The following is a 23,555-nucleotide window of genomic DNA, read 5'->3' as shown; positions in this document are numbered from 1 at the left end:
CGGGAGCGGCGGCGCAGGGTCCACGGGCCGGGCCGGCCGCCGTGGCGAACGGCTCGTGGGCGCCGCGGACGCCCGGCTGCCCGTGCTGGAGGGCGGCCCGCTGCTGCGCAAGGCGTTCCCCGACCACTGGTCCTTCCTGCTCGGCGAACTGGCGCTGTACAGCCTGCTGGTGCTCATCCTCACCGGGGTCTGGCTGACCCTGTTCTTCACGCCCGAGATGCGCGAGGTCGTCTACACCGGCCCCTACGCACCGCTGCGCGGGGTACGCATGTCGGCCGCGTTCGACTCCACCCTGCGCATCAGCTTCGACGTACGCGGCGGACTGCTGATGCGGCAGGCCCACCACTGGGCCGCGCTGGTCTTCGTCGCCGCGATCGGCGTGCACCTGCTGCGGATCTTCTTCACCGGGGCCTTCCGCCGCCCCCGCGAGCTGAACTGGGTGATCGGGCTGACCCTGTTCGTGGTCACCCTCGCCGAGGGCTTCGCCGGCTACTCCCTCCCCGACGACCTGCTCTCCGGCACCGGGCTGCGCATCGCCCAGGGCATCATGACGTCGATCCCGGTGGTCGGTACGTACGTCGCCTTCCTCGTCTTCGGCGGCGCGTTCCCCGGACACGACATCATCACCCGCCTGTACCCGGTGCACATCCTGCTGCTCCCGGGCGCCCTGATCGCCCTGCTCACCGTGCATCTGATCCTGGTGTTCCACCTCAAGCACACCCAGTGGCGCGGCCCGGGCCACACCGTGCGCAACGCCGTCGGCAAGCCCTTCTTCCCGCAGTTCACCGCCTCCTCCGGCGGCCTGTCCGTCGCCGTCGCCGGCGTCCTGGTGCTGCTGTCCGCGCTCGCCCAGGTCAACCCGGTCTGGAACTACGGCCCCTACCGCCCCGACCTGGTCTCCACCGGCTCCCAGCCCGACTGGTACGTCGGCTTCCTGGAGGGCGCGCTGCGACTGGTGCCGGCGTGGGAGACGCACGTCGCCGGGCACACCCTGATGTGGAACGTCCTGCTGCCCGCCGTGGTCCTGCCCGCCCTGCTGTTCGCCGTGCTCTACGCCTATCCGTTCGTGGAGCAGCGCATCACGGGGGAGTGGCGCGACGAACAGCACTTCTGCGACCGGCCGCGCGAACGCCCCGTCCGCACCGGCCTCGGCGTCGCGGGCACCGTCTGGTACGGCGTGCTGCTGCTGGCCGGCGGCAACGACGTCATCGCCCAGACCTTCCGTATCTCCGTCAACGCGCTCACCTGGGTGCTGCGCGTCGCCCTGATCGTGGCGCCCGTGCTGGCGTTCGTGGTGACCCGGTGGCTGTGCCGGGCCCTCACCGAGGCCGAACGGCACCGGCTGGCGGAGGGCGTGTCCACCGGTGAGATCCGGCAGAACGTCACCGGCGGCTACGAGTCCGACCACGAACCCGTGACCTCGTTCCGGCCCGGCGCCCCGCGCCGGCAGCTCACCGCTGCGCGTACTGGAACGCCATCCCGAACACCCCACGAGCCAGAACACCCAGACCGATGAGGAACAGCCACAGACCGTAGACGACACCGGTCGCCGTCACCGCGAAGCCCAGTGCGGTGACGATCGGGAACATGCTCTCGTCCGGGAAGAACGCCACCGGCCCCGCTCCGTCGGTCACCTCCGCGGCCGTACGGTCCTGGGCGCGGGTGCCCCGGCGCCGGTACTGGATCAGGCAGAAGAACGCCACCAGCGCCGCCATCCCGCAGGCGACGACCAGCGCGACCGTGCCCGTCTCGTCCCCGGACCACACCCCGTACAGCGCGGCGGACCCGCCGAAGAACAGCGCCACCCCGCCGAACAGCATCGCCTCGGTCTTCATCGCGCGGCCTCCGCCCCGGTCTGTCCGGCCTCCGGATGGTGCAGGTCGAAAGCGGGCGACTCCGAGCGGATCCGGGGCAGGGCGACGAAGTTGTGCCGGGGCGGCGGGCAGGAGGTGGCCCACTCCAGGCCCCGGCCCCAGCCCCACGGATCGTCGAGGGTGACCTTCTCGCCCTTGGCGGCGGTGCGCCAGACGTTGTAGAGGAACGGCAGCGTGGAGACGCCCAGCAGGAACGCGCCCGCCGAGGACAGGGTGTTGAGCAGGGTGAAGCCGTCCGCCGGGAGATAGTCCGCGTACCGGCGCGGCATGCCGGCCGCGCCGAGCCAGTGCTGCACCAGGAAGGTCAGCTGGAACGCCGGGAACAGCAGCCAGAAGTGCAGCTTGCCGAGCCGCTCGTCCAGCATCTTCCCTGTGAACTTCGGCCACCAGAAGTAGAACCCGGCGAACATCGCGAACACGACGGTGCCGAACAGCACGTAGTGAAGGTGCGCCACGATGAAGTAGCTGTCGGTCACGTGGAAGTCCAGCGGCGGGGAGGCGATCAGCACCCCGCTCAGCCCGCCGAGCAGGAACGACATCAGAAAGCCCATGGCCCACAGCATCGGGGTCTCGAACGACACCGACCCGTTGACCATCGTCCCGATCCACGCGAAGAACTTGATCCCGGTGGGCACCGCGATCAGGAACGACATCAGGGAGAAGAACGGCAGCAGCACCGCGCCCGTGGCGAACATGTGGTGCGCCCACACCACTGCCGACAGCATCGTGATCGAGATGGTCGCGCCGATCATCGGCAGATAGCCGAACTGCGGCTTGCGGGAGAACACCGGGATGACCTCCGAGATGATCCCGAAGAACGGCAGCGCCACGATGTAGACCTCCGGATGCCCGAAGAACCAGAACAGGTGCTGCCAGAGGATCGCGCCCCCGTTCGCCGCGTCGAAGACGTGCGCCCCGAACTTGCGGCCCGCCTCCAGCGCCAGCAGCGCGGCCGCGAACACGGGGAACGCGGGCAGGACCAGGATCGAGGTGAACAGCACGTTCCAGGTGAACATGGGCATCCGGAACATGGTCATGCCCGGGGCGCGCAGGCACAGAATCGTCGTGATGAAGTTGACCGCAGTCAGCGTCGTCGACACACCGGTCACCACCAGGCCCATCGCCCACAGATCACCGCCCGCGCCGGGCGAGAAGTAGGCGCTGTTCAGCGGCGCGTACGCGAACCAGCCGAACGAGGCGGCCCCGCCCGGCACGACGAAGCCGGACACCACCATCAGCGCCCCGAACAGGTACATCCAGTACGACATCGCGTTCAGCCGGGGCAGCGCCAGGTCCGGCGCGCCGATCTGCAACGGCATCACGGCGTTGGCGAACCCGGCGAACATGGGCGTCGCGAACAGCAGCATCATGATCGTGCCGTGGATGGTGAAGAACTGGTCGTAGCCGTGCTCACTGAGGAACTGCAGCCCCGGCCGGGCCAGTTCCGCGCGCATGCCGAGGGCCAGCAGCCCGGCGAAGAGGAAGAAACAGAACGCCGTGACCATGTACAGCCGGCCGATCACCTTGTGGTCGGTCGTGGCGGCCCAGCGCAGCAGGGTCCGGCCGGGGCGTGGGGCGGGGACCGTGTAGCGCTCGGCGGCCGCACGCGCGTCGAGGGCTTCGCGAGCACCGACGGCCTCGGGGGCGCCGATGGCTTCGGGGGAGTCGGGCATCCGGGGTGGTTCGGTCATCCCTGGCGAAGCTACTCGCGGTGGCCGGGGGCGGGCCCGCGCCACGCCCTGCGCACCCCACTCCGTAAGCTGGACAGGCTGATCACCGACCGTGAACCGGAGTTCTGGTGCATCTCCTCGTCACGGGCGGCGCCGGGTTCATCGGATCCGCGTACGTGCGCGCGCTGCTCACCGCCGACGCGCTCCGCGTCGCCGCGCTGGGCAAGCTCACCTACGCCGGCACCCTGACCAACCTCGCGGCCGGCCACCCCCGCCTCGGCTTCGTGCAGGGCGACATCTGCCACAGCACCCACGGCCTGGGCGTCCGCGTCACCCGCTGCTCCAACAACTGTGGCCCGCACCGGTTCCCCGGGAAGCGCAAGGGGCACGACCTGTGCTGCTCGGTCGACTGGAGCACGGCCCGTGACGAACTCGGCTACCGCCCGCACGGCCGCGCACGGCGTGCGCCACGCCACCGGTTCCGGCGACGCCGGCCGGTACGAGCCGGCGGTCGGGGTGTTCCGGCCGGCGGGCGCCGACCCGGACCGGGTGCGCTCCGCCGACAGCCGGTCCTTCGCCCGGCCGGCGCCCCGGCCCGCCTGCGGCGTCCTCGGCCACGAGCGGTGGGCGGCCGTCGGCCTTCCGCCGCCCGCGGGACCGGCGCTCGGCCCTGCGGGCGGCACTGGCCCGCCTCCGTGAGGCGATGTCCCGGCAGGGCCGTCGGTCAGGCGTGGGTCTTCGCCAGCAGCTCCAGGACGTCCGCGGTCGTACCGCTCTCGCCGAGCCGCGGGAAGATCCGCTCGACGCTGCCCGCGTGCGCCTCGCCGTCGGCGTCGGCCATCGCGTCGGTGGCGAGGGTGACGTGGTAGCCGTGGGCGTAGGCGTCCCGGGCGGTGGACTCCACGCCGATGCTGGTGGCGATGCCGGTCAGCACGATCTGCGTGATGCCGCGCCGGCGCAGCTGGACGTCCAGGTCGGTGCCGTGGAAGGCGCTCCAGTTGTGCTTGGTGACACGGATGTCGCCGGCGTGGCCGGACAGTTCGTCGACGATGACGTCCCAGCCCTCGGGGAAGGCGAGGCCGCGGGCCTGGCGCTCGGTGCGGCCGGGCACCATGTCCCCGCCGTCGGCGGCGAAGGAGACGCGGACCAGGACGACCGGCAGGTTCCGGGCGCGGAAGGCGTCGGCGAGCTCCGCCGTGCGCGCCACCACCTCGGAGCCGGGGTACGGCTGGGTCGGCATGGCCACGATGGCGTTCTGCAGGTCGATCGCGACGAGGGCGGTACGGGGGTCGAGCGTGGTGAGCGACATGAGTCGGTCAGTCCTTTCCAGGGGTGCTGGTGGGTCTGGGGGAGAGCCGGCCGAGGGAACGGTCGGGCAGGGTCGTCGCCAGCAACAGGGCGGAGCCGGCGAGCATGAACAGGGCCAGGCCGTGCAGCCCGGCGGTGTCGGCGCGGTGCGGGTAGAACCCCGCGGTGGCGGCGGACGCGGCCAGCGCGCCGAGATAGCCGAAGGTCCGCAGGAGCCCGGCCGCTGAGGCGATCCGCTCCGGGGCGGCCTGCCGGTACAGGGCGTTCTGCGTGGCCAGGCCGAGCAGCCCCTGCGGGACGCCGAGCACCGCGCCGGCCACGAGCAGCAGCCACAGCGGACTGCCGGCGCGCACGAGGAGCAGCAGGGCGCAGCCGGCGACCTGGAGCACCGAGCCGACGAGCAGCTTGCTCCGCACCGCCTCGCGGCGTCCGCTGAGCGCGGACACGACCAGCGCGGCGGCCGACTGGGGCAGCAGCAGGAGCCCGGCGGTGGAGGCACTGAGCCCGCGCCCCTGCTCCAGCCACTGCGTGTAGCCGTACATGAAGGTGTACGACGTGGTGTAGGCGAGCAGCTGGCGCAGATAGGTGGCGAGCAGCGGGCCGTTGCCGCCGAGGACGCGCAGGTCGACGAACGGGTCCGGCACCCGCAGCTCGCGCAGCGCGAAACCGGCGGCCGCGGCGGCCGACAGCACCGGCAGATACCAGCGGTCGCCGCGCGGGTCCATCAGGAACAGCATCAGCGCGACCAGCATCAGCGCGAACAGCGCCATGCCGGGCAGGTCCACGCTGCGCCGCCGGGTCTCGGTCCGGGGCAGCCGGAGCGCGCCGAGCACCAGACAGGCCGCCGACAGCGGCACGTTGACGGTGAACACGGCGCGCCAGCCGCCTGCCCCGATCAGCAGGCCGCCGAGCGCGGGCCCGACGACGGCCACCGTCTGGTTGGCGACGGCGAGCACGGCCAGCACCCCGGCGGGGCTGTCCCGCCCGGTGCGCTCGGCCTCGCTGCGGGTCAGCCGCATGGCCGCCGGGTACGCCGCCGACGTGCCGAACCCGAGCAGGACCCGGGCCGCGATCAGCACGCCCAGCGAGGGCGCGAGCGCGCCCAGCAGACCGGCGACGCCGACCAGGGCCGTACCGGTGAGGTAGAGCCTGCGCGGGCCGTACATGTCGACCAGGCGGCCGATCACGGGCTGGCCGACGGCCGTGGCCAGGTACAGCGCCGAGACCAGCCACACCGTCTCGGCGGGCGGGGCACCGAAGGCGACGCCGATCGGCACCAGCGCCACGGCGATCATGGAGGAGTTGACGGGGTTCAGGACCGAGCCGAGGGCCATCGGCGCGATGAGCCGGCGGTCGAATCCGGCCGGGGCGGGGCGGCCGACCTCCCGGGCGGTGCGTCCCCTCAGCCTGGGTATCACGGCTGCGACAGCCGTTCCATCAGCTCCAGCGCCGTGAGGACCGTCTGCCGCTCCTCCTCGGTGTACCGGTCCTGGAAAGCGCGGGCCAGCCACTCCTCCCGCGCCTGCCGGTTGCCCTCGATGCGGGCCCTGCCGGTGTCGGTCAGCGTGACCAGCTGGCGGCGGCCGTCGGCCGGGTCGGGGGCGCGCCGGATCAGGCCGTGCTGCTCCAGAGCGGCGAGCGTGGTCGCCATCGACTGCGGGCGCACGCCCTCGGTGGCGGCGAGGGCGCTGGCCGTGGCGGCGCCGTGCTTGCCGACCAGGGTGAGCGCCGACTCCTGGGACGGACTGAGGTCGGTGTCCTGCGCGACCTCGCGCAGCCGCCGCCGCAGCCGGCTGAAGACCACGCGCAGATCGCGCGCGGCACGGGTGGCGGTGTCGGAGATGTCAGCCATGCGGTCAGCGTAGGACCGACAGCTGAAACTGTCCAGTCCAAACTGTTCAGCCCCACCTGATTATTTGCCTGATGAATTCCGGGGCGGCCTCTCGGTTACGTTGACCCTGTGCGTCTGCTGATGCTGTCCGACACCCACCTGCCCAAGCGCGCCAAACGGCTCCCGGAGCAGCTGCTGGCCGAACTCCCACGCGCGGACGTGGTGTTCCACGCCGGCGACTGGGTCGACACCGCCACCCTGGACCTGCTGGAGAGCCGCAGCCGCCGCCTGATCGGGGTGTACGGCAACAACGACGGCCCCGAACTGCGCGCCCGGCTCCCCGAGGTGGCGTACGCCGAGCTGGACGGCCTGCGCTTCGGCGTGGTGCACGAGACCGGCCCCGCCCAGGGCCGCGAGGCCCGCTGCGCCGCCCGCTTCCCCGATCTCGACGTGCTGGTCTTCGGCCACAGCCACATCCCCTGGGACACCACCGCCCCGAACGGCCTGCGCCTGCTCAACCCCGGCTCCCCGACCGACCGGCGCCGCCAGCCCCACTGCACCTACCTGACGGCAATCCTCACCGGAGGCGCCCTCACCGAGATCACCCTGCATCGGCTGCCGCAGCGGTAGCGGCCGTGTGCCAGGATGCCGAGATGATCTCTGACAACGGCATACCGGGTGACGTCGTTCCGGCGGGTCGCATGGCCGGCGGCGAGCAGCCCGTACTCGCTCTGCCCGGCGGACTCCAGCTACGGCCCTGGCGCTCCGACGACGCCGAGACGCTGCTGACCGCCGGCCAGGATCCCGCGATCCGCACGTGGAACCGCTTCACCGTCGGCAGCCGTGAGGAGGCGTGCGCCAGGATCGAGCGCATGCACGCCCGCTGGCGGGCCGAGATCGCCGCGATATGGGCCATCGCCAGACCGGACGGCCCGGCCGTCGGACTCTGCGGATGGGGCGACATCGACCTGCACGGCGGCAGCGCCGAGATCCTCTACTGGCTCCTGCCCGAGGCGCGCGGCGGCGGCATCGCCGTCGAGGCCACCCGCAGGCTCACCCAGTGGGCCTTCGACGACCTGGGCCTGCACCGCCTGCGCCTGTGCCACTCGGTCGCCAACCCGGCGTCCTGCCGGGTCGCCGAGAAGGCCGGATACACCTACGAGGGCACCCAGCGCAGCGCCCTCCTGCACAGCGACGGCTGGCACGACCAGCATCTGCACGCGCGCGTGGCGGGCGACGCCGGGTAGCCGAGGAGCGGGTGCGGGGGATCCACGGGGGGATTGTCAGTGCAGGGTGGTACCCGTGGTGCACGGCCTTCTCACCGGCAACACTCCTGCGTCGCGCGGCTCGGCCCGCCGTCCGCACCGTGACCGCGTGCCGGGCCTTGTCGTCCTCCCGGTCGACGGCGGGAGGCCGCCCGCCTGTCTTCCCACGCCGCCTGCGGTTCCTGGCCTGGTCGGCCGGCTCCGGAATCGTGCAGCGGATCCCGCGCTTTCGCAGGGAGGCCCGGTTGGCGCGGGACGAACAAGCCTCGTCGCCCCTCACCCGCAGCGGACGGACGCGGGACCGGCCCAGGCCATGGTCGGCGGCCCACGGTCGGCCTGCCCAACACCGCGACCGGCAGCAATGGCTCCCACACCGACCACTGCTCGTCAGGAAGATCCCCTCGCCCCACACCAAGATGATCACGGCGCAGGGCAAGGCGCGAAGCACACTTCTGAAACATGGATCAGCCGGCTGCCGGGATCGGTGCGTTCACCTCTTCACCCGCGTTGACAGGTGCGGCCCTTCCGCCCGCGTCGCAGCAGCCGTCTCGCCACGTACGCCAGTGCGGCCAGCGCCGCTACGGCGAGGGCCGCACGCTTGGCCACCGGGACTCCGGCCGTGCGCAGGAGGTCCAGCGGCTGGGGCTGTTCGTCGGTGAGGGCGGCCGGTTCCTCGGCGGTGGGTTCGGGACCCGTGGTCAACCGGTCCGCCAGGCAGGCCGCGAACTGGCCGGCCAACCGGTCGCCCACCTCCGCCAGCACACCCCGCCCGAACTGTGCCGGTCGCCCGGTCACCGTCAGTTCGGTGTGTACGGACACCGCGGTGCCGCCGTCGTGTTCGCTGAGCGTGCCGGTGACCGTCGCCCGCGCCGTGCCCTGGCCCCGCATCTCCCGGCCGCTCGCCACGAGCACCATCCGGTGGGCCGAGGCGTCCTGCTCCTCGAAGACCGCCGTACCCCGGTAGGCGACGGTGACCGGGCCGACCTTCACCTTCACCGAGCCGGTCACGGTCGTGCCGTCACCTCTCTCGACGTTCTCCACCACCGCGCCCGGCAGACAGGGCGCGACCCCTTCGATGTCGAGCAGCGCCTGCCAGGCGTCGTCGACCGGGACGGGGACGGTGAAATCGTGGTGCAGCTCCATGACCTGCTCCTCTCGGACACGCCGGGCTTCGTCAGGCGGCGGGCGGGTGGATGGCTCCGGCGGTCGTGGTCAGGGGCGCTCCGCTGCCGCCCCAGCGCAGGGCGACGATCTCGGCGGCGACGGACACCGCGACCTCCTCCGGGGTGCGGGCACCGAGGTCGAGCCCGAGCGGTGAGCGCAGCCGGGACAGCTCGGCGGCGGTCAGACCGGACTCGGTGAGCCGCGCACGCCGCTCGTCGTGGGTCTTCCGGCTGCCCATCGCCCCGATGTAGGCGGCCGGGCGGCGCAGGGCCTCCTGAAGCAGGGGCACGTCGAACTTCGGGTCGTGGGTGAGGACGCAGATCACCGTGCGGTCGTCGGTCTCGGTGCCGGCGAGGTAGCGGTGCGGCCAGTCGACCACGACCTCGACGGCCGCCGGGAAGCGCTTGGGCGTGGCGAAGACCGGGCGGGCGTCGCACACGGTCACCCGGTAGCCGAGGAAGTCGCCGATGCGGGCCACCGCGGCCGCGTAGTCGATGGCGCCGAAGACCAGCATGCGCGGCGGCGGCGCGAACGACTGGAGGAACACCGTCACGGCGTCCTCGCGGCGCTCGCCGTGCGGCCCGTAGTGCCGTACCACCGAGGCGCCGAGGGCGAGTTCGCCGCGCGCGTCGGCGGTGACCGCGACGTCGAGTCCGGATGCGCCGAGGGTGCCGTCCGACCGGTCCGGCCAGACGGCGAGCGTGGCGCCGCGCGGCGCGGGTCCGTCCACCACCGTGGCCACGGTCACCGGCTCGCCCGCCGCGACCGACGCGGCGACCGCGCCGAACGCCGGATCGGAATCCGGGGTCACCGGCCGTACCAGCAGGGTGATCTCGCCGCCGCAGGTGAGCCCGACCGCGAAGGCGTCCGCATCGCTGTACCCGAACGTCTCCAGACGCGCCTCACCGCCGGCCACGACCTCCTGCGCCAGCTCGAACACCGCGCCCTCCACACAGCCGCCGGACACGCTCCCCACGACCTCGTCGTCCGGACCCACCGCCATGGCGGCGCCGGGCCCGCGCGGGGCGCTGCGGCTGACCGCGACGACCGTGGCCAGCCCGAACGGCACCCCGGCCGCATGCCACCGGGCCAGCACCGGCAGAATCTCACGCACGCTCGGCTCCTCTCACCGGGTCCGGGCCGGCCGCCCGGCCCGCACCCGTCACCCGTTCCGCACCGGCGTCCGCGCCCCGCACCACCGCCGCCAGCCGTTCCAGTGCCGCCAGGCTGTGCCCCTCGACGAAGGCGTCCACGCTGGGCAGCGCGGCCGCCATGCCGGCGGCCAGCGGGGCGTAACCGGGGCGGGCCTTGCGGGGGTTGGCCCAGATCACCTGGTGCGCCAGGGCGTGCAGGCGGCGCATCTGCCGGCCGAGCAGCTCCGGATCGCCGCGCTCCCAGCCGTCGGAGAGCAGGACGACGATCGCGCCGCGCGCCATCCCGCGCTGCCCCCACCGGTTCAGGAACTCCCGCACCAGCTCGCCGAGCCGGGTGCCGCCGCGCCAGTCGGGCACGGCCGCCGCGACCGCCGCCATCGCCACGTCCGGGTCGCGGTGCGAGAGTTCACGGGTCACCCGGGTCAGCCGGGTGCCGATGGTGAACGCCTCCGTACGGCCCGCGCGCACCGCCGCGTGCGCGAACCGCAGCAGTGCGTCGGCGTACGGCGCCATCGAGCCGCTCACGTCCACCAGCAGCACCACCCGGCGAGGCCGCTCGACCCGTGCATGCCGCCGCAGCCGGGCCGGTTCCCCGCCGCGGCGCAGCAACTCCCGTACGGTGCGCCGCGGATCGACCTCGCCGCGCCGGGCGGGCCGGCGCCGGGCCGAGCGCCGCGCCTGACCCTCCAGCGCGAACGCGGCCAGCAGGCACCGCAGTTGGGCCCGTTCGGCGGCGTCGAGCGTGGCGACGTCGCGGTGCCGCAGCACCTCGGCGGAGCCGGCGAGCACGGCGGCGGGCGGCCCCTGCGGTTCACCGTCGCCCGGCATACCCGCAACCACGGGCGCCTTACGGGCGACGAGCCGCAGCCGGGACGGGGCAGCGGCACGCGCCGGGCGCGGCGCCCGCTCGCCGGCGGAGCCGAAGTACGCGGCGAACACCCGCTCGTACCGCTCCAGGTCGTCGTGCCCGCCGCACAGCGTCGCCCGCCCCGCCCAGAACACATCCGCACGCACCCCGGGCCGCAGCGCGGCCACGGCCCGCAGAAACGCGTGCAGCCGCTCGGTACTCGCCTCGACCCCGGCCGCCCGCAACGCCCGCACAAAACCGAGCAACACGGCATCGGCCCCCAGCCACCCGTTCCCGGCCCGCTCCCTCTCCCCTCCCCAGGAAGCCCCCGCCCCCCTTCCCGCCGTACCCATCCCGCTCACCCGCCCCGTGCCGCGAGGACCGCCGTGATGTCCAGGCCCCGGGCGCGCTCCGTGTCCTCGCGGTACTTCAGGACCGAGCCCAGCGTCGCCAGCGCCAGGTCGGCGTCGAGCTCGTTCGCGCCGAGGGCGTCCAGGGCCTCGGCCCAGTCGAGGGTCTCGGCCACGCCGGGCGGTTTGATCAGGTCCGCGCCGCGCAGAGCCTGCACCAGCGCGGTGACCTGTTCGGCCAGCCGCGCCGACACCCGGGGCAACCGGCGTCGCACGATGGCCAGTTCACGGGCGAAGGACGGGTGGTCGAACCAGTGGTAGAGACAGCGCCGCTTCAGCGCGTCGTGCACCTCCCGGGTCCGGTTCGAGGTCAGGACGGCCACCGGCGGCTCCTCGGCACGCAGTGTTCCCAGCTCGGGGATGGTGACGGAGTGCTCCGACAGCAGTTCCAGCAGGAACGCCTCGAACTCGTCGTCGGCCCGGTCGATCTCGTCCACCAGCAGGACCGACGGCTGGGTCTGCAGTGCCCGCAGCAGCGGCCGGGCGATGAGGAAACGGCGGTCGTACAGCTCGCTCTCCAGCCGCTCCGCGTCCGTCACCCCGGCCGCCTCGGCGGCACGCAGATGCAGCAGCTGGCGCGGGAAGTCCCAGTCGTACAGGGCCTGCGAGGCGTCGATGCCCTCGTGGCACTGGAGCCGGATCAGCGGCGCGCCGAGCGCCTCGGCGAGGGCGGCGGCGAGCGCGGTCTTGCCCACGCCCGCGTCGCCCTCGCAGAACAGCGGCCGGTGCAGCCTCAGGGCCAGGAAGCAGGTGACGGCCAGCCCTTCGTCGACGAGGTACCCCGTCTCCTCCAGGCGGGCCCGCACCCGCTCCGGGTCGTCCATCGTGTTGATCGGCGCTCACCCCGTTCCACCGGCGGCCAGCACCGCCCGCCGGGTCAGCACCCGGGCCAGATGCGCCCGGTACTCGGGCGAGGCGGACAGGTCCTGCGCGGGCCGGGTGCCCTCGGCCGCCCGCTCGGCCGCCCGGGCCACGGCCTCGGGACCGTCGGCACCGGCCAGCGCCGCCTCGGCCGCCGACGCGCGCAGCGGGGTCGTGCCCATGTTGGTGAGCCCGATGCGGGCCTCGGCCACCCGCCCGTCGTCGCGCCGTACCAGCGCCGCGACGCCGACGATCGCCCACGCCTGCGCGACCCGGTGGAACTTCTCGTAGTGGAAGCCCCAGCCGTCCGTCTTGGGGACCCGCACCTCCACCAGTACCTCGTCGGGCGCGAGCGCCGACTGGAGGTAGTCCACGAAGAACTCCCGGGCCGGGATGGCGCGCCGGCCGTCCGGCCCCGCGGCGATCAGCTCCGCGTCCAGGGCCAGCACCACCGCGGGCAGATCCCCGGCCGGATCGGCGTGCGCCAGGGACCCGCCGAGGGTGCCCCGGTGCCGTACGGCGGGATCGGCGACCGTGGCCGTGGCCTCGGCCAGCAGACCGGCGTGCCGGCGCACCAGCGGGTCGCGGATCACGTCGTGGTGGGTGGTCAGGGCGCCGATGACGAGCGTGTCGCCGTCCTCGCGGACCCCGCGCAGCCGAGGGATCCGGCCGACGTCCACGACCAGTTCCGGGAAGGCCAGCCGGAGCCTGAGCAGCGGCAGCAGGCTCTGCCCGCCGGCCAGCACCTTCGCCTCCTCGCCCGCGTCGGCGAGCAGCCGCACCGCCTCCTCCACGCTCTCCGGACGGGCGTACTCGAATGCCGGGGGAATCATCCCGACGCCTCCTTCACCGCGCGCCACACGCGTTCGGGCGTGCAGGGCATCCGGACGTCGTGCACACCGAGCGGGCGCAGCGCGTCCACGACGGCGTTGACCACGGCGGGCGTCGAGGCGATCGTGCCCGCCTCCCCGACGCCCTTGACACCCAGGGCGTTCGAGGTGGCCGGTGTCTCGGTCCGGTCGGTGACGAAGTCCGGCAGGTCGGCCGCCGACGGTACGAGATAGTCGGCCATGGTGCCGGAGACGAGGTTGCCCTCGTCGTCGTACACGGCCTCCTCGTACAGCGCCTGTGCGATGCCCTGCGCCAGTCCGCCGTGCACCTGCCCCTCCACGATCATCGGGTTGACGACCCGGCCGACGTCGTCCACGCAGACGTAACGCCGGATCCGGGTCCGCCCGGTCTCGGTGTCGACCTCGACCGCGCACAGATGGGTGCCGTGCGGGTAGGAGAAGTTCTCCGGGTCCACGACGTGTTCGGCGTTGATGCCGGGCTCGACGCCGTCGGGCAGGTCGTGGTGGGTGAATGCCTCGAAGGCGATCTCCTGGATGGTCTTATGGGCTTCCGGGGAGCCCTTGACCGAGAACACTCCGCCGCTGAACTCCAGGTCCTGCTCGCTGGCCTCCAGCAGGTGGGCGGCGACCTTGCGGGCCTTCGCCACGACGGTCGTCGCGGCGCGGTGCACGGCCTCGCCGCCGACGGCCAGCGACCGCGAGCCGTAGGTGTCCATGCCCTGCGGGGCCGTCCTGGTGTCACCGTGCACCACCTCGACGTCCTCGAAGGGCACGCCCAGCACGTCGGCCGCGATCTGGCTCCAGCAGGTCTCGTGGCCCTGCCCGTGCGGGCTGGTGCCGGTGACCACCTCGACCTTGCCGGTGGGCAGCATTCGGATGCTCGCCGCCTCCCAGCCGCCGGCGGAGTACCGCAGATCCCGCAGGACCCGGCTCGGCGCCAGACCGCACATCTCGGTGTAGGTCGACACGCCGATGCCGAGCCGTACGGGATCGCCCCGCTCGTTCCGCTCCCGCTGTTCGGCGCGCAGGGCGTCGTAGCCGAAGAGTTCGAGGGCCTTCGCCGTCGCCGCCTCGTAGTCGCCGCTGTCGTAGGTCAGTCCGGCGATCGTGGTGTACGGGAACTCGTCGTGCCGGATCCAGTTGCGGCGCCGCAACTCGACCGGGTCCAGGCCGAGTTCGGCGGCCAGCTCGTCCATGACCCGCTCGATGGCGTACGTCGCCTCCGGGCGCCCGGCACCCCGGTAGGCGTCGGTGGGGGTCTTGGTGGTGAACACGCCGGTGCAGCTGAACTCGTAGGCGTCCATCTTGTAGATCGCCGGGTACATGAAGGCGCCGAGGATCGGGATGCCGGGGGTGACGAGCATCAGGTAGGCGCCCATGTCGGCGAGCAGACCGACCTTCAGGCCGAGCAGCCTGCCCTCGCTCGTGGCGGCGACCTCGACGTCCTGGATCATCCCGCGGCCGTGGTGGGTGGCGAGGTAGCCCTCCGAGCGGGACTCGGTCCACTTCACCGGCCGGCCGAGCCTGCGGGCGATCGCGAGCGCGAGGGCCTCCTCGCCGTACACCTGGAGCTTGGAGCCGAAGCCGCCGCCCACGTCCGGGGCGATGACCCGCAGCTTCTGCTCGGGGATCCCGGTGACCACCGACAGCATGATCCGCAGGATGTGCGGGATCTGGGTCGCCGAGTACACCGTGTACTCGCCGGAGGCGGCGAGCGGGGTGACGACGACCGCGCGCGGCTCCATCGCGTTGGGGATCAGCCGCTGCTGGTGGTAGCGGCGCCTGAGGACGACGTCGGCGCGTGCGCGCACCGCCTCGAAGCTCTCGCCGGTGGCGAGCGGCCAGGTGTAGCAGCGATTGGTGCCCTTGTCCGCGTGGACCAGCGGGGCGTCCGGCGCCAGCGCGGCCTCCAGGTCCAGGACCGGGGGCAGCGGGTCGTAGTCGACCTCGATCGCCTCCAGGGCGTCGGCAGCCGCGTACCGGTCGCGGGCCGCCACCACGGCGACCGGATCGCCGGCGTGGCGGACCTCGTCGACGGCGATCGGCGGGTGGTCGGGCAGCACGATGTCCTCGGTCACCGGCCAGGCGCAGGGCAGCGAGCCGAGCCCCTCGGCGAGGTCGGCGCCGCTGAACGCGGCGACCACACCGGGGCATCGCAGCGCCGGGGTGACGTCGACGCGGGTGACGCGGGCGTGGGCCATCGGGCTGCGCAGGACGGCCAGGTGCAGCAGTCCGGCCATCTGGATGTTGTCGGTCCAGGTGGTCTGGCCGGTGATCAGCCACGCGTCCTCCTTGCGGGCCCTTGCGCGCCCGACCTCGGGTTCGACCGCCTGGCCGGTCATGCCGTGGCCTCCTCGGTGACCTGGTGGGCCTCAGGCCGGGCGGAGGTGTCCTCCTCCTCGGCGGCGGCGAGCACCGCGCGGACGATGTTCTGGTATCCGGTGCACCGGCAGAGGTTGCCCTCCAGGGCCTGCCGGACCTCGTCGGCGGTGGGGTGCGGGTTCTCGCGCAGCAGGTCCCGGGCCGCCATGATCATGCCGGGGGTGCAGTAACCGCACTGGAGGCCGTGCCGCTCATGGAAGGCGCGCTGCAACGCCGTCCACGCGCCGTTCCGCGCCAGCCCCTGGACGGTGGTCACGGCGCCGCCGTCGGCCTGCACCGCCAGCACCGCGCAGCTCTTCACGCTCTGCCCGTCCAGGTCGACCGTGCACGCCCCGCAGGTGGAGGTGTCGCAGCCGATCGGGGTGCCGGTCAGACCGAGGCGGTCGCGCAGGTAGTGGGCCAGGAGGAGCCGGGGCTCGACGTCATCCTCGTACGCCGTGCCGTCCACGTTCACCTTGATGCGGGTCATGGGACCTCCCGACCGCCACCATCGTGACGTACGTCACTCTATGGCCGTGCTGTGGGGGTGGCGAACGCTGCGACCGCACGCTTGTTGAACGTTAATCCATTGCCCTTGCGGGGCCGTCCCTGCTGCACTGCTGGGCGATCCGACGTCACTCAGAGAGGGCCAGCGATGCGCGCTGCGTGCATGTCCACCCAGGAAGGAATCCACCCCGTGCCGAAGGACATCACGCTCAGTGCATCTGCTCAATCTCGGAATTCTCGCGCATGTCGACGCCGGTAAGACCAGCCTGACCGAACGGCTGCTGCACACGGCCGGGGTCATCGACGAGGCCGGCAGCGTCGACGACGGAAACACCCGGACCGACACCCTCGCGCTGGAGCGCCGGCGCGGTATCACCATCAAGTCCGCCGTCGTGTCGTTCCCGCTCGACGGCGTCACCGTCAACCTCATCGACACCCCCGGTCACCCGGACTTCATCGCCGAGGTCGAGCGCGTGCTCGGCATCCTCGACGGCGCCGTCCTGGTCGTCTCGGCCGTCGAGGGGGTCCAGGCGCAGACCCGGGTGCTGATGCGCACCCTGCGCCGGCTGGGCATCCCCACCCTGGTCTTCATCAACAAGATCGACCGGCGCGGCGCGAACGGCTCCGCCATGCTCGACCAGATGGCCCGCAGGCTGGCCGTGCCGCTCGTCCCGATGGGCAGCCCCGCCGCGTCCGGCACCCGCGCCGCCCGCTTCGTGCCCGGCCTCGGCCCGGCCGCCGCGGAGGTGCTCGCCGACCGCGACGACGACCTGCTCGCCGCTTACGTCGACGACCGGGTCGACCGCGGCCGGCTGCACGCGGCCCTCGCCACCCAGGCCCGGCGGTCCCAGGTCCACCCGGTGTACTTCGGCTCCGCCGTCACGGGGGCGGGCGTACCGGAGCTCGTCGCCGGCATCGAACGCCTGCTGCCCGCAGCCGGCGGCGACCCCGCCGGACCTCTGTCGGCCACGGTCTTCAAGGTCGAGCGGGGCCCGGCGGGGGAGAAGATCGCCTATGCCCGCGTCTTCTCGGGCACCCTGCGCGTCCGCGACCGGATCCCGTTCGGGCACGCGGCTCGCGGTGCGGACCGGGCGGAGGGCCGCGTCACCGCGCTCAGCGTCTTCGACGGCGCCGCCGACGTCCGGCGGGACAGTGCGGGCGCCGGGCGGATCGTCAAGGTCCAGGGCCTCGGCGGCATCCGGATCGGGGACCCGCTCGGGGCGCCGGGACGGGCGTACGAGCACCACTTCGCGCCGCCGACCCTGGAGACCGTCGTCGTCCCCGGCCCCGGCACGGACCGGCGCTCGCTGCATCTCGCGCTCACCCAGCTCGCCGAACAGGACCCGCTCATCGGCGTCCGCCACGACGAGCTGCGGGGGGAGACCTCCGTCTCGCTCTACGGCGAGGTGCAGAAAGAGGTCGTGCAGGCCACCCTCGCCGAGGAGTACGGCCTGGACGTCACCTTCCGCGAGACGACGACCCTGTGCATCGAACGGCCGGCGGGCACCGGGCACGCCGTGGAGTTCAACAAGCAGGGCGCCAACCCGTTCCTGGCCACGGTCGGCCTGCGCGTCGATCCCGCACCGCCGGGCGCGGGCGTCGCGTTCCGGCTGGAGGTGGAGCTGGGCTCGATGCCGTACGCCTTCTTCAAGGCCGTCGAGGACACCGTCCGCGAGACGCTCGGCCAGGGGCTGCACGGCTGGCGGATCCCCGACTGCACGGTCACCATGACCCACTGCGGCTACTCGCCCCGGCAGAGCCACGCCCACCAGGGCTTCGACAAGAGCATGTCGAGCACCGGCTACGACTTCCGGGGCCTGACCCCGCTGGTCCTGACCGCGGCGCTGCGCCGCGCGGGCACCGTCGTGCACGAGCCGGTGCACCGCTTCACGCTCCAGGCTCCGGCGGACACGCTGGGCGCGCTGCTGCCGGTGCTCGCCCGGCTGGGCGCCGTCCCGGAGACCACCGGCGCGCCCGGCGCGAGTGCCGTGCTGGAGGGCACGGTGCCCGCCGCCCGGGTGCACGAGCTGGAGCAGCGGCTGCCCGGCCTCACCCGGGGCGAGGGCGAGCTGGAGACGGCCTTCGACCACTACGCGCCGGTCACCCGGGGCACCGTCCCCGAGCGGCCGCGCACCGACCGCAATCCGCTGAACCGCAAGGAGTATCTGCTGAACGTGATGCGCGGAACTGACTGAGAGTCAACTTACTTCTGAGTCAGGTGGTATTGACGTCGCTTTCGGCGGGCCGGACTGTGGTGGACATGTCGAACATCCGGGCACGTCTGCTCGTTGTCCTGGTCGTCCTCAGCGGATTCCTGACGGTGGCGGGTGCTCCGCCTGCCACCGCCGGCACCTCGGCTCTTCCCTCCGACTCCCTCTGGTTCGACGGCTCCCCGCTCACCGTGCGGGGCGGCCGCTTCACCGACGGCCAGGGGCGCGAGATCGTCCTGCGCGGCTACAACGTCTCCGGCGAGACCAAACTGGAGGAGAACAGCGGGCTGCCGTTCGCCTCCGTCGCCGACGCCCGCACGTCCGCGACCGCGCTACGCGCCCTCGGCGGCGGCGACGCAGTCCGCTTCCTGCTCTCCTGGGCCCACGCCGAACCCGCACGCGGCCAGGTGGACACCGCCTACCTGGCCGCCGTCACCGAGCAGATGCGCGCCTTCCTGGACGAGGGCATCCGCGTCTTCCCCGACTTTCACCAGGACCTCTACTCCCGCCACCTGTTCAACACGGGCAGCTGGTACACCGGCGATGGCGCCCCCAAGTGGGCTGTGGACGCGGGGAGTTACCCTGCCGAGTCCTGCGGGATCTGCCTCTTCTGGGGCCAGAGCATCACCCAGAACGCGGCTGTGCAGCAGGCGCAGTACGACTTCTGGCACAACAACCACGGCCTCCAGGACGCCTTTCTCACCACCGCCCAGGCGACCATGGCCTACCTCCAACAGCACCTGAGCAGCGCGGAGTTCGCGGGCATCACCGGCTTCGACCCGTACAACGAGCCGTACGCGGGCAGCTACGACTCCGGGCAGACCTCCCGTACCTGGGAACGCGATCTGCTGTGGCCGTTCTACGTGAAGTTCCGCGCCCGGATGGACGCGGCCGGCTGGCAGGACAAGCCCGCCTTCGTGGAGCCCAACCTCTTCTGGAACGCCAACATCTCCACCCAGAAGCAGGAGGGCGGCCTGCTGGACGCCGGCACCCTCGGGCCGGGCTATGTCTTCAACACCCACTTCTACGACCAGAAGGCCATCTCCGGGATCCTGATGTGGGGCAAGGCCGCCGACGGCCAGTACGCCTCCGACTTCGCCACCGTCCGCGACCGCGCCGCGTCCGCCGGTACCGCGGCCGTGGTCAGCGAGTTCGGGCACCCGCTGTCCGGCACGGTGTCCGACAAGGCGCCGACCGTCCTGAAGGCGATGTACCAGGCCCTGGACTCCCGTCTGCCGGGCGCGAGCTGGTGGTCGAACCCGGGCGCCTCCGGCCCGGTGCTCTCCGGCACCCAGTGGCAGTGGGACATCTACAACGGCCGGCACCACGAGCTGATGAACGGCAACCCCGACAAGGTCCTCACCACCGGCGACGCCTGGAACGACGAGGACCTCTCCGCCGTGAGCCTCGACGGCTCCGGCCAGGTGACCCTCCGTCAGGACGCCCGGCTGCTCGACCGCCTCTACCCGAGCGCCACGGCCGGCACGACGCTGGCCTTCACCTACGAGGACCGCTCCCGCGACGGCTCCACCACCCTCACCTGGAACCCGGTGCCGAGCTCGCTGCCGAACGTGGCCCGGCTGGTGGGCTCCGGGCAGTACGGGCTGCTGGTGTGGCGCTCCGGGGACGGCTCCGCGCCCACCGAGCTGCACCTGCCGGCGTCCTTCCCGACCGCGTCCACCACCGTCGTCTCCGACCTGGGCACGGTCTGTGGTCCGCCCGCCTACACCACGTCCACACCGGTCGCCGTCGCCCCCGAACCGGGCGGCACGGGCAGTCGCCGGCTGCTGCTCACCGACCCCGACTCCGGGACCCTGCACTACGCGCTGGTGACCAACGGGGCCGCGGCGCCCTCGGCGGACCTGCTGAGCGCGGCCCGGTCGGAGCTGGCCGCGTGGGCGGCGGCGCACTTCTGAGACGCCTGAACGGAAAGAAGCCGTACGGCCTCCGGGGTGGGGTGGGGGTGGGGGAACCCCGGAGGCCGCCGGCGCTCAACTCCCGCTCGGACTCGTCCAGTCGGCCTGGACGTGCCCCAGCCGGACGCGCTGCGGATGGTCGCCGACCGGAACGGACAGCACCTTCTGACCGGTCGCGAAGTCGATGGCCGTGACCTGGTCGGCGCCGGCCTCGGAGATGATGCAGTCCTTGCCGTCGCCGCTGACGGTCGCCCAGTACGGCGTCGACGCGGTGATGAGCGGGCCGACGTCGAAGGAGGCCCGGTCGACCACGGTGGCGTAGTTGTCCATGGTCCCGGCGACACACAGCTTGGTGCCCTCGGGGTTCATGGAGATACCGTGGTGGCGCGAGTCCAGCAGCCAGGTGGTGCGGTCCGGGTTGGTCGCCGGGTTCTCCGGCAGTGTCTTCACCCGGGTGATCTTGTCGGCGGCCACGTCGTACTCCAGGAAGCCGTTGAAGAAGGACACCTGGAAGTACAGCTTGGACCAGTCGGGCGTGAAGGCGGCGGGCCGGACCGCGTCCGAGAAGTCCTTCAGCCCGATCGCGTCCAGCCGCTGCCGCATGTCGATGGTCTTGACCTGCTTGAACGTGGTCGCGTCGACGATCGTGATGTGGCGGTCGCCCTTGGTCCAGTCCCACCCCGGCGCGTCGAGGGACGTGGTGACCTCGCCGATGGACATGTTCCAGATGTATGTGCCGCCATTGGTGAAGAAATTCTCGTGCGGCTTGTCGCCGGTGTCGAACTCGCCCAGTTCCTTGCCGGTGTCGATGTCCAGCACCTGCACCTTGTTCGCGGTCGAGGCCGACACCGCGACCCGGGTGCCGTCGGGCGAGACCGCCATGTGGTCGGCGCGGTAACCGGCCACCGGGAAGCGCCAGTTGACCTTGTCGGTGGCCAGGTCGATGGAGACGACGTCGGCGAAGCTCGGCCGGGAGACGACCACGGACCGGCCGTCGGGCGTGGAGTACATGTCGTCCACGTACTGGTCGTGCCCCTGGCCGACCTGGTCGCGGATGGACGTGTAGTAGATCCACTTGATCGGATCGGCGTTGATCTCGGCGAGCCGCTCCGCCTTGTCGGGGATGACGTTGATCCGGCCGATCTTCGCGAAGTCGCCGGAGGACTTGATGACATCGGCGGTGCCGTCCCAGTTGTTGCCGACGAACATCACCTCGCGCAGGCCGTCGTCGGCGGCGGAGGCGGCCGTCGCCGGTCCGGCGACGGTCAGGGCGAGGGCGGCGGCCACGGAGCACAGGTGCCTGGTTCTGGAGGCAGGCATGACTGCTCTCTTTCCTCGGGGGAATCTGAACACGGGCGCATTCACAGTGAACTTACTGAAAAGTAAGGAGAGGGCCGGTTACTCGACAAGAGGTGTGCACGACAAGATTGGGGTCGGGACGGCGGACGGAGGGGGAGACGTGACGGGCAGGCTCAGGGCTCCGACGGGCCGCTACGGCGGCAGATCCGCCGAGGAGCGGCAGGCCGAGCGGCGCCGGCGATTCCTGGACGCGGCCATGGAGCTGTTCGGCGGCGCCCCCGGCTACCGGGGGACGACGGTCGCCGCGCTCAGCCAGGCCGCCGGCCTGTCCACGCGCCAGTTCTACGAGGAGTTCCGCACCCTGGAGGACGTCCTCGCCGCGCTGCACCTGGAGGTCAACGGCTGGGCCGAACAGGCCGTGCTGGCGGCCCTCGCCGGGGCGGACGGCCTGCCGCTGGCCGAACGGGCCGCGGTGCTCTTCCGCGCCTACGCCTCCGACGTCACCTGCGACCCGCGCCGTATCCGCATCACCTTCGTGGAGATCGTCGGCGTCAGCCCTCGCCTGGAGGAGCAGCGGCTGGCCCGCCGGGCCCGCTGGGTCGACCTCATCCGCGCCGAGGCGGACGCGGCCGTGGTGCGCGGGGAGGCGGCGCCCCGGGACTACCGGCTCGCCGCCACGGCCTTCATCGGCAGTGTCAACGGCCTCCTGCACGACTGGAGCGCCGGCTGGGTGGACGCCACGCTGGACGAGTTGGTGGAGGAGCTGGTGCGGCTGTTGCTGGGGATGCTCCGGCCGGAAGGCTGGCGCCCCCGGGCCGCATGACCCGTGACCCGGGTGACGTGGCCCTTCCCCTGTCGTCCCAGGTCAAGGCCCGTTTCGTATCGCTCGGCGCGCGGGATCGGCCCGGAGCTGGTCTGCTGGTGCGGGGGCGGTCGTACCCGTGCTCCGCAGCGGCCGGCACACCGCGAGACACAGGAGAGCGTGTGATGAGTACCTATCGAGTCGCGCAGGTGATGAGCGCGGGCGGTTCGTTCGAGCTGGCGGAGCGCGAGGTGCCGGAGCCGGGGCCCGGCCAGGTGCGGATCGCCGTCGAGGCGTGCGGCATCTGCCACAGCGACGCCATGTTCGTGCACGCCGCGATGCCGGGCATCACCTTCCCCGAGGTCCCCGGGCACGAGATCGCCGGGCACGTCGAGACGCTCGGCGCGGGCGCGCAGGACGCGGGCTGGCAGGTCGGGGACCGGGTGGCGGTCGGCTGGTTCGGCGGCAGCTGCGGGCACTGCAAGCCGTGCCGCAAGGGTGACTTCATCCTGTGCGCGAGCCTGAAGGTGCCCGGGTGGGCCTACGACGGAGGCTTCGCGGAGAAGGTGATCGCGCCCGTCGACGCCCTGGCCCGGATCCCGGACGCGCTCGCGGCGAGCGACGCCGGGCCGATGGCCTGTGCGGGCGTGACCACGTTCAACGGGCTGCGGCGCAGCTCCGCCCGGCCGGGCGACCTGGTCGCGGTGCTCGGCCTCGGCGGCCTCGGCCATCTCGGGGTGCAGTACGCGGCGGCGATGGGCTTCGAGACCGTGGCGATCGCCCGCGGCGCGGAGAAGGCCGACTTCGCCAAGCGGCTGGGCGCCCACCACTACATCGACAGCACCGCGGACACGCCGGTCGCCGAGGCCCTGCAGTCTCTGGGCGGCGCGAACGTCGTGCTGGCCACCGCCGGCAACTCCGCCGCCATCACGGCCACCGTGGACGGCCTCGCACCGCGCGGCGAACTGGTCGTCATCGGCGCGGATCCCGACCCCATGGGCATCAGCCCGCTCCAGCTGATCATGGGCGCCCGCGTCGTGCGCGGCCACCCCTCCGGCACCGCGCAGGACGTGCAGGACACCATGGAGTTCAGCGCCCTGCACGGCATCCGTCCGATGACCGAGACCGTGCCGCTGGACGATGTGGGCGGCGCCTTCCAGAAGATGCTCTCGGGCGGCGCCCGCTTCCGCATGGTACTCACGTACAGCTGACTTTCGGGCAGGGG

General features: G+C 72.6%; 21 protein-coding genes and 1 pseudogene. 9 read left to right on the top strand and 13 right to left on the bottom strand.

Going from position 1 to position 23,555, the window contains the following annotated elements:
* The first annotated feature begins 55 nt into the window (after positions 1 to 55).
* Positions 56 to 1,516 carry a cytochrome bc1 complex cytochrome b subunit gene (qcrB, locus tag O1G22_RS05315; RefSeq protein WP_270080221.1) on the top strand — a complete coding sequence of 487 codons (1,461 nt, stop codon included), beginning with the start codon at positions 56 to 58 and terminating at the stop codon, positions 1,514 to 1,516.
* Here the strand turns inward: qcrB and ctaF are convergent.
* Both ctaF and ctaD read right to left on the bottom strand, forming a co-directional pair.
* Positions 1,452 to 1,835, bottom strand: a complete 384-nt coding sequence (gene ctaF / locus O1G22_RS05310; protein WP_270080220.1) for an aa3-type cytochrome oxidase subunit IV — start codon at positions 1,833 to 1,835, stop codon at positions 1,452 to 1,454. The genes qcrB and ctaF overlap by 65 nt on opposite strands.
* Positions 1,832 to 3,547, bottom strand: coding sequence for an aa3-type cytochrome oxidase subunit I (gene ctaD, locus O1G22_RS05305; protein ID WP_428986477.1), 1,716 nt, complete (start codon positions 3,545 to 3,547; stop codon positions 1,832 to 1,834). The genes ctaF and ctaD overlap by 4 nt, the downstream gene beginning before the upstream one ends.
* Positions 3,548 to 3,672: 125 nt before the next feature.
* Between ctaD and O1G22_RS44805 the strand changes: the two are divergent.
* A pseudogene (locus O1G22_RS44805) lies at positions 3,673 to 3,846 on the top strand (NAD-dependent epimerase/dehydratase family protein); the annotation flags it as partial.
* A gap of 121 nt (positions 3,847 to 3,967) precedes the next feature.
* A complete protein-coding gene (locus tag O1G22_RS05295) occupies positions 3,968 to 4,243 on the top strand; it encodes a sugar nucleotide-binding protein (protein WP_428986327.1) in 276 nt (91 codons plus the stop codon).
* 25 nt (positions 4,244 to 4,268) lie between these two features.
* Here O1G22_RS05295 and O1G22_RS05290 read toward each other — a convergent pair whose 3' ends face one another.
* Genes O1G22_RS05290 through O1G22_RS05280 form a run of 3 tightly spaced genes read right to left on the bottom strand, consistent with a single transcriptional unit; the run spans position 4,269 to position 6,704 of the window.
* Positions 4,269 to 4,853, bottom strand: a complete 585-nt coding sequence (locus O1G22_RS05290; protein WP_270080218.1) for an isochorismatase family protein — start codon at positions 4,851 to 4,853, stop codon at positions 4,269 to 4,271.
* A 7-nt stretch (positions 4,854 to 4,860) separates the two neighbouring features.
* On the bottom strand, positions 4,861 to 6,270 hold the full coding sequence (locus O1G22_RS05285) for an MFS transporter (protein WP_270080217.1): 1,410 nt from the start codon (positions 6,268 to 6,270) through the stop codon (positions 4,861 to 4,863).
* A complete protein-coding gene (locus O1G22_RS05280; protein ID WP_270080216.1) occupies positions 6,267 to 6,704 on the bottom strand; it encodes a MarR family winged helix-turn-helix transcriptional regulator in 438 nt (145 codons plus the stop codon). The genes O1G22_RS05285 and O1G22_RS05280 overlap by 4 nt, the downstream gene beginning before the upstream one ends.
* A gap of 108 nt (positions 6,705 to 6,812) precedes the next feature.
* Here O1G22_RS05280 and O1G22_RS05275 point away from each other — a divergent pair, with 108 nt between their 5' ends.
* Together O1G22_RS05275 and O1G22_RS05270 are read left to right on the top strand one after the other, a co-directional pair.
* Positions 6,813 to 7,313, top strand: coding sequence for a metallophosphoesterase family protein (locus tag O1G22_RS05275; RefSeq protein ID WP_270080215.1), 501 nt, complete (start codon positions 6,813 to 6,815; stop codon positions 7,311 to 7,313).
* 23 nt (positions 7,314 to 7,336) lie between these two features.
* Entirely contained in the window at positions 7,337 to 7,930 is a 594-nt protein-coding gene (locus O1G22_RS05270; protein ID WP_270080214.1) for a GNAT family N-acetyltransferase, read from the top strand.
* 516 nt (positions 7,931 to 8,446) lie between these two features.
* Here O1G22_RS05270 and O1G22_RS05260 read toward each other — a convergent pair.
* The 7 genes from O1G22_RS05260 to O1G22_RS05230 form a co-directional block, all read right to left on the bottom strand.
* The gene (locus tag O1G22_RS05260; protein WP_270080213.1) at positions 8,447 to 9,091 is read right to left on the bottom strand and encodes an SRPBCC family protein; all 645 of its coding nucleotides are present in this window, start codon (positions 9,089 to 9,091) and stop codon (positions 8,447 to 8,449) included.
* A 31-nt stretch (positions 9,092 to 9,122) separates the two neighbouring features.
* Positions 9,123 to 10,226 carry an XdhC family protein gene (locus O1G22_RS05255; protein WP_270080212.1) on the bottom strand — a complete coding sequence of 368 codons (1,104 nt, stop codon included), beginning with the start codon at positions 10,224 to 10,226 and terminating at the stop codon, positions 9,123 to 9,125.
* On the bottom strand, positions 10,219 to 11,382 hold the full coding sequence (locus O1G22_RS05250) for a vWA domain-containing protein (RefSeq protein ID WP_270080211.1): 1,164 nt from the start codon (positions 11,380 to 11,382) through the stop codon (positions 10,219 to 10,221). The genes O1G22_RS05255 and O1G22_RS05250 overlap by 8 nt, the downstream gene beginning before the upstream one ends.
* 89 nt (positions 11,383 to 11,471) lie before the next feature.
* Positions 11,472 to 12,347 (bottom strand): AAA family ATPase, encoded by an 876-nt coding sequence (locus O1G22_RS05245; RefSeq protein ID WP_270080210.1) that lies wholly within the window; start codon positions 12,345 to 12,347, stop codon positions 11,472 to 11,474.
* Between the two features lie 15 nt (positions 12,348 to 12,362).
* The gene (locus O1G22_RS05240) at positions 12,363 to 13,217 is read right to left on the bottom strand and encodes an FAD binding domain-containing protein (RefSeq protein ID WP_270080209.1); all 855 of its coding nucleotides are present in this window, start codon (positions 13,215 to 13,217) and stop codon (positions 12,363 to 12,365) included.
* A complete protein-coding gene (locus O1G22_RS05235) occupies positions 13,214 to 15,577 on the bottom strand; it encodes a xanthine dehydrogenase family protein molybdopterin-binding subunit (protein WP_270080208.1) in 2,364 nt (787 codons plus the stop codon). Before O1G22_RS05235 ends, O1G22_RS05240 begins: the two co-directional genes overlap by 4 nt.
* The gene (locus tag O1G22_RS05230) at positions 15,574 to 16,086 is read right to left on the bottom strand and encodes a (2Fe-2S)-binding protein (RefSeq protein WP_270080207.1); all 513 of its coding nucleotides are present in this window, start codon (positions 16,084 to 16,086) and stop codon (positions 15,574 to 15,576) included. Before O1G22_RS05230 ends, O1G22_RS05235 begins: the two co-directional genes overlap by 4 nt.
* A gap of 229 nt (positions 16,087 to 16,315) precedes the next feature.
* Here O1G22_RS05230 and O1G22_RS05225 point away from each other — a divergent pair, with 229 nt between their 5' ends.
* Positions 16,316 to 18,298: an elongation factor G gene (locus tag O1G22_RS05225; RefSeq protein ID WP_270080206.1), complete on the top strand. Its 1,983-nt coding sequence runs from the start codon at positions 16,316 to 16,318 to the stop codon at positions 18,296 to 18,298.
* Positions 18,299 to 18,363: 65 nt separating this feature from the next.
* Positions 18,364 to 20,229, top strand: a complete 1,866-nt coding sequence (locus O1G22_RS05220; RefSeq protein ID WP_270080205.1) for a cellulase family glycosylhydrolase — start codon at positions 18,364 to 18,366, stop codon at positions 20,227 to 20,229.
* Positions 20,230 to 20,304: 75 nt separating this feature from the next.
* On the opposite strand, the gene O1G22_RS05215 is transcribed toward O1G22_RS05220, so the two are convergent.
* The gene (locus tag O1G22_RS05215; protein WP_270080204.1) at positions 20,305 to 21,549 is read right to left on the bottom strand and encodes a YncE family protein; all 1,245 of its coding nucleotides are present in this window, start codon (positions 21,547 to 21,549) and stop codon (positions 20,305 to 20,307) included.
* A 139-nt stretch (positions 21,550 to 21,688) separates the two neighbouring features.
* Between O1G22_RS05215 and O1G22_RS05210 the strand changes: the two genes are divergently transcribed.
* Complete coding sequence (locus tag O1G22_RS05210; RefSeq protein ID WP_270080203.1) at positions 21,689 to 22,351, top strand: TetR/AcrR family transcriptional regulator; 663 nt, start codon at positions 21,689 to 21,691, stop codon at positions 22,349 to 22,351.
* A gap of 164 nt (positions 22,352 to 22,515) precedes the next feature.
* Positions 22,516 to 23,541, top strand: a complete 1,026-nt coding sequence (locus tag O1G22_RS05205; RefSeq protein ID WP_270080202.1) for an alcohol dehydrogenase — start codon at positions 22,516 to 22,518, stop codon at positions 23,539 to 23,541.
* Positions 23,542 to 23,555 lie beyond the last annotated feature (14 nt).

This window comes from Streptomyces camelliae (genome assembly GCF_027625935.1).
Lineage (GTDB): Bacteria > Actinomycetota > Actinomycetes > Streptomycetales > Streptomycetaceae > Streptomyces > Streptomyces camelliae.
This window is presented reverse-complemented; position numbering and strand designations above follow the sequence as displayed.